General features: G+C 67.9%; 5 protein-coding genes and 1 pseudogene. All 6 read right to left on the bottom strand.

Going from position 1 to position 5,598, the window contains the following annotated elements:
• Window positions 1–439: radical SAM protein (locus JHC99_RS17195; protein ID WP_292155871.1), on the bottom strand; the 439-nt coding region annotated here is incomplete at its 3' end.
• Between the two features lie 88 nt (window positions 440–527).
• Window positions 528–1,067 carry a molybdenum cofactor guanylyltransferase gene (locus tag JHC99_RS17200; protein ID WP_292155873.1) on the bottom strand — a complete coding sequence of 180 codons (540 nt, stop codon included), beginning with the start codon at window positions 1,065–1,067 and terminating at the stop codon, window positions 528–530.
• Window positions 1,064–1,888 (bottom strand): uroporphyrinogen-III C-methyltransferase, encoded by an 825-nt coding sequence (gene cobA, locus JHC99_RS17205; protein ID WP_292155874.1) that lies wholly within the window; start codon window positions 1,886–1,888, stop codon window positions 1,064–1,066. Before cobA ends, JHC99_RS17200 begins: the two co-directional genes overlap by 4 nt.
• Before the next feature lie 12 nt (window positions 1,889–1,900).
• A complete protein-coding gene (locus JHC99_RS17210) occupies window positions 1,901–4,471 on the bottom strand; it encodes a nitrate reductase (protein ID WP_292155875.1) in 2,571 nt (856 codons plus the stop codon).
• Window position 4,472: 1 nt separating this feature from the next.
• Window positions 4,473–4,808: a nitrite reductase small subunit NirD gene (gene nirD / locus JHC99_RS17215; RefSeq protein ID WP_292155877.1), complete on the bottom strand. Its 336-nt coding sequence runs from the start codon at window positions 4,806–4,808 to the stop codon at window positions 4,473–4,475.
• Window positions 4,808–5,598: pseudogene (locus tag JHC99_RS17220) on the bottom strand (nitrite reductase large subunit); the annotation flags it as partial. The pseudogene JHC99_RS17220 and the gene nirD, both read right to left, overlap by 1 nt.

Here is a 5,598-nt window from a genome sequence, read left to right on the forward strand (position 1 = left end):
TCCGGCGATAGTCGTCGGGGTCGAGCGTGTCGATCGACACATTGATCCGCCTGACCCCGTATCCGGCCAAGGCCTGGGCGTAGCGGGCCAGCTGCGTCCCGTTCGTGGTCAGGGTCAGCTCCTTCAGCCGGCCGCTGTCCAGATGGCGAGACAGGTCGGCGACCAGGTCCATGAACCCCTTGCGGATCAGCGGCTCACCCCCCGTCAGCCTCAGCCGCGTGGTCCCCAGGTCGATGAAGCTCGAACACAGCCGGCCCAGTTCCTCGATGGTCAGCAGTTCGGCGCGTGGCAGAAACGTCTGACGCTCGGCCATACAATAGGTACAGCGCAGGTCGCAGCGGTCCGTCACCGACACCCGCACATAGTCGATCGCCCGACCGAACGGATCGATCAGCGGCGACGCATCGGGGCGGTGCTCAAAGGGTGTGACGATTTGCATGGCGAGTTGGCTCAGTCGGCCGGAGCTGGCGGCGCTAGACCGTAGGTGTCGCATCATCCAACCCGTACTGCTGAAGCGCGCACCGTGTTCAGGCCGCCCGTTCGAGACGCCGGAGGTCCCGCATCGTGTTGATGTTGGCGATCGGTTGCGGCAGGTCGATCGCTATAGCCTCTACCGACTCCGCCCAGGCTCGCATGGCGCGACTTGGTTTTTCGATAATGAACCGGTCCAGCACCGGAGAAAGGGCAGTTGGCCACAGACCGGAGATCGGCAGGTCACGCAGGACGCTGACCGGCCCCGCGCACTGAAGGCGCAGTACCAGATCGGCGGGCAGGATAGGGGTATCGCACCCGACGCTAACCACCGCTCCATAGCCGTGATCAACACCATAACGCAGCGCCGCCGCCAGCCCACCCAACGGGCCGAGATCGGGGTGGGGTCGGTCGGGCAGGCACAACCGCTTGGCACGCGCCCGTCCACAGACGACGACAGTGTCGACCTGATCCGACAAGGCGTCCACCACGTGGTCGAGCAGGGAGCGGCGATCCAGCAGGGCAAGGGCCTTGTCGGAGCCAAACCGGCTGGATCGCCCTCCGGCCAGCACAGCGCCGAGAATACGCCCGGTCATCGCGCAAACCCCAGGGCCTTGGCCCCCGCCTCGGTCCGGATGGCGATCTGGTCGGGTCGACCGACGGCATGGCCGATCAGCAGCAGGGTCGGCGCATCTTCGGCCAGGGCGACGACGCTGAGTGGCAGCAGGTCAAGCCGGGTGAACAGCAGCCGTTCGTCTGGCAGGCTGACGTTGACGGCGATAAGGACCGGCGTCTCGCCCGGCATGCCACGGGACAGCAACTGACGGGTCAGTTCCGGTGCCGCCGATCGACCCATGTAGACGCCCAGGGTGGCGGTGGGGTCGGCCAGGGCATTCCAGTCGATATCCAGCGTTTCGCCCGCACGGACATGGGCGGTGACGAACTGGATTCGCCGCGCCAGGCCTCGCAGGGTCAGGGACACCCCGGCCCGAGCGGCTGCGGCACTGGCCGTTGTGATACCCGGCGCAACCTGGACCCGGACGCCATGGGCGGCCAGATGAGCGATCTCTTCCGTCGAACGCCCGAACATCGAGGGGTCGCCGCCCTTCAGCCGCACGACCCGCCGCCCGGCCAGGGCCGCCGCCAGCAACAGGGCGTTGATCCGGCCCTGATCCTTTGAATGGGCCCCGGCCCGCTTGCCGACGCTGATCCGCTCGACGTCCGCCGGGATCAGGGCCAGCACGCCGGGTCCGACCAGGGCGTCGTAAAAGACGATGTCGGCGGCGCGGATCAGCCGCTCGGCCTGACGCGTCAGCAGATCGGGATCGCCCGGACCGGCTCCGACCAGCCAGACGTCTCCGGGGGCGATCAGGTCGGCGGCATCGGCAGATCGGCGGGGCGCGGAGTCGAAGGGCATGGGCAATCCTCCTCAGGCGGCGATGAGTCTGGCGATGGCGGGGCGGCACGAGCCGCAGTTGGTCCCGGCCGACAGGGCGGCACCGACCTCGGCGACCGTGGTCAGACTCTGGGCGGCGATGGCCGTCAGGATGGTACGGGCACCGACGTCGAAACAGGCGCAGACGATGGCGCCGCGATCCACCGTCGCTCCGGGCGCACGACCTGCCAGCAACCCCACAGGCGCGACGGATTCGGACAGTTGCGCGATCAACCAGTCGCGGCCGGGCAACGAGCCGTCACGGGCTACGAACAGCGCGCCCTGCAACCGTCCCTCGACGAGCACCGCCGTGCGCAGGGACCCGCGCGCCGGATCGACAGCGGTCATCCGCTCGCCGTGCGGCAGCAAAGTCTCGAGCACTGCCGGATCACCGTCGCCGGCCAGTTCGACCAGCCTTCCGCCGGGCACGGCAGCCGTCGCCCACCAGACGCAATCAGGCTCTACGGTCGACGTGCCCCGCAGGATCAAAAAGGCCCGCCATTCGGTCGCCAGCTTCGACACCGTCATCGCCGTCAGCTTGAATCCCGGCTGGCCCGAGAGCGGATCGACTGCGCCGCCGGGCAACAGCCCCGCCCTGCCGCCGGACCCCGTCCGGTCCGTCCAGTGGATCGGCACGAACGCCTCAGCGGGCCGCTGGGCATCGGTGACCGCGACACGGAACACGCTTTTGCCCTGCGCCGTCTCCACCGTCGCCAGATCGCCCTCGACCAAGCCGTACCGCGTCGCGTCGTCGGGATGGATCTCGAGCAGAGGCTCGCGCCGATGCTGGGAGAGACGGGGCGACAGACCGGTGCGGCTCATCGTGTGCCACTGGTCGCGATAGCGGCCGGTGTTCAGGGTCATGGTGTTGGCGGCCAGCGGCGCCTGGGTCACCGCGATCATCCGGGCGCGGCCGTCGGGGGTAGAGAACCGGCCGTCGGCGAACTCACGATCCTGGCCCCAGCGCGTCGGCTCCAGGGAGGCATACCCGTCCTCGCCCAGACCGATCAGGGGCGCGAGGTTCAGGCTACGGGTGCCGTGGTTCTCGAAGGCGGTCAGGCGACAATGCTCGTCGAACACCTCGGCCGGTGTGGTCCAGCCGAAGGCCTCGCCATGCCCCATCCGCGCCGCCACATCGGCCAGCGTCCGCCAGTCGGCGCGGGCCTCGCCGGGGGCAGGAAAGAACGGCCGCTGGCGGCTGATGATCCGTTCGGAGTTGGTGACCGTGCCGTCCTTCTCGCCCCAGGCCAGGGCCGGCAGGCGGACGTGGGCGAACCGGCCCGTGTCGGTGTCGGCCGTGACGTCGGAGACCACCACGAAAGGACAGGCGGCCAGGGCGGCGCGAACCGCGCCCGCGTCCGGCATGCTGACGGCCGGGTTGGTGGCGATGATCCAAATGGCCCTGATGCGTCCGTCACCGACGGCCTTGAACAGATCGACGGCCTTCAGGCCGGCTGTGGTCGCCATGCGCTGCGCGACCCAGAACCGGCCTACGCGATCGACATTGTCCGCCGCAAAATCCATATGGGCGGCCAGGGTGGAGGCCAGGCCGCCGACTTCGCGACCGCCCATGGCATTGGGCTGGCCGGTGATCGAAAACGGCGCCGCACCCGGCTTGCCGATCCGCCCCGTGGCCAGATGAACGTTAATGATGGCGTTCGCCTTATCAGTCCCTTGAGTAGACTGGTTCACACCCTGGCTGAACAGGGTCACGGTACGAGGATGGGTGGCGACCAGATTGTAGAAGGCCTCAAGATCGCTGGCCGCAAGGTCACAGGTCGCTGCGGTCGATGCCGTGTCGAAGTCGGCGGCCAGCGCCGCTCGAAAGCCGTCCGGAACCACGACATGGGCGGCCATATAGTCAGCATCCAGCGCGCCTCGGGCCTGCAATCCTGCCAGCAGGCCGTTGAACAGGGCCACATCGCTGCCTGGCCTCAACGCCAGATGCAGGTCGGCCATATCCGCCGTCTCGGTCCGACGGGGATCGATGACGACCAGTTTCGTGCCCCGCGCTGTCCGCGCCGCCTCGATCCTCTGCCAGATGATCGGATGGCACCAGGCGGTGTTAGACCCGACCAGGACGATCAGGTCGGCCTGATCCAAGTCTTCGTAGCAGGCAGGAACCACGTCCTCGCCGAAGGCCCGGATGTGCGCAGATACCGCACTGGACATGCAGAGGCGCGAGTTGGTGTCGATATTACCCGAGCCGATGAACCCCTTCATCAGCTTGTTGGCGACGTAATAGTCCTCAGTCAGGATCTGGCCCGAGACATAGAAGGCGACGCTGTCCGGCCCGTGTTCGGCGATGGCGGCGGCGAAGCGGTCGGCGACCAGGTCCAGCGCCTCGTTCCAGCCGGCGCGGGCGTCTCCGATCATCGGATGCAGCAGCCGGCCCTCCAGCCCCACCGTCTCGCCCAGATGCGTGCCCTTGGAACACAGGCGTCCGGCATTGGCCGGGTGGGTCGGGTCGCCCGCGATCTGCACCGTCCGCTCACCCGTCACCGTTGCGACAACACCGCAACCGACGCCGCAGTAGGGACAGGTGGTGGCGACCGCGCAGCTCATCTCAGGCCGGAACCGGCATTGGCTGAGCGATCAGGATGCGTCCGTCCGCTACCCTGACCGGGATCGTGGGGGTGCAGCCGCTGTCCGGGCCCTGTGCCTGACCCGTGGCCAGGGCGATGTTCCAGTTGTGCAGAGGACAGGCGACGCTGTGGCCATGGACGATCCCTTGACTCAGCGGACCACCCTTGTGCGGGCACCGGTTGATCAGGGCGAAGACGGCGTCGTCGCCGGCGCGGAACACGGCGATCTCGTCACCACTCTCGACGACGACGGTGCGGGCCCCGCGCGGGGGAATGTCCTCGATCCGCCCCACGTCTATCCAGCGATCGGCGGTCATCACGCGGTCTCCATCAGGCTGAGCGGCTGGTGTTGCTCACTCTCGGCCCCCATGGCCCGCGCCGCCCAGGGGTCGTCCTGACAGAAGGTCTGGGAGTGCAGGAACCGGGCGGCCAGGGCGTCCCGGCCCTCCGCGTCCTCGACGATCCGCGCCTTGATCCGCTCCAGCCCGACCCGCTCGATCCAGGGCGCGGTGCGCTCCAGATAGCGGGCATCTTCGCGGTACAGCTGGATGAAGGCGGCGCAATAGTGCATCGCCTCGGCCTCCGTCTCGACCTTGCACAACAGGTCGGTGACCCGGACATGGATGCCGCCGTTGCCGCCGACGTGGAGCTCGTATCCGCTGTCGACGCAGATGACGCCGAAGTCCTTTATCGTCGCCTCGGCGCAGTTCCTCGGGCAACCCGACACCGCGATCTTGAACTTGTGTGGCATCCACGAGCCCCAGGTCATCCGCTCGGTCTGGATGCCCAGGCCGGTCGAATCCTGGGTCCCGAACCGGCACCAGTCCGACCCGACACAGGTCTTCACCGTCCTCAGCGACTTGCCATAGGCGTGGCCAGACACCATCCCGGCGGCGTTCAGGTCGGCCCAGACGGCGGGCAGGTCCTGTTTCTTGATGCCGAAGATATCCAGCCTCTGGCCGCCCGTGACCTTGACCAGGGGTGCGTCGTACTTCTCGACCACGTCAGCAATGGCGCGCAGCTCGCGCGGATTGGTGACACCGCCCCACATCCGCGGCACGACCGAATAGGTGCCGTCCTTCTGGATATTGGCGTGCATCCGTTCGT

It is taken from the genome of Brevundimonas sp. (genome assembly GCF_016463485.1).
Classification (GTDB): Bacteria; Pseudomonadota; Alphaproteobacteria; order Caulobacterales; family Caulobacteraceae; genus Brevundimonas.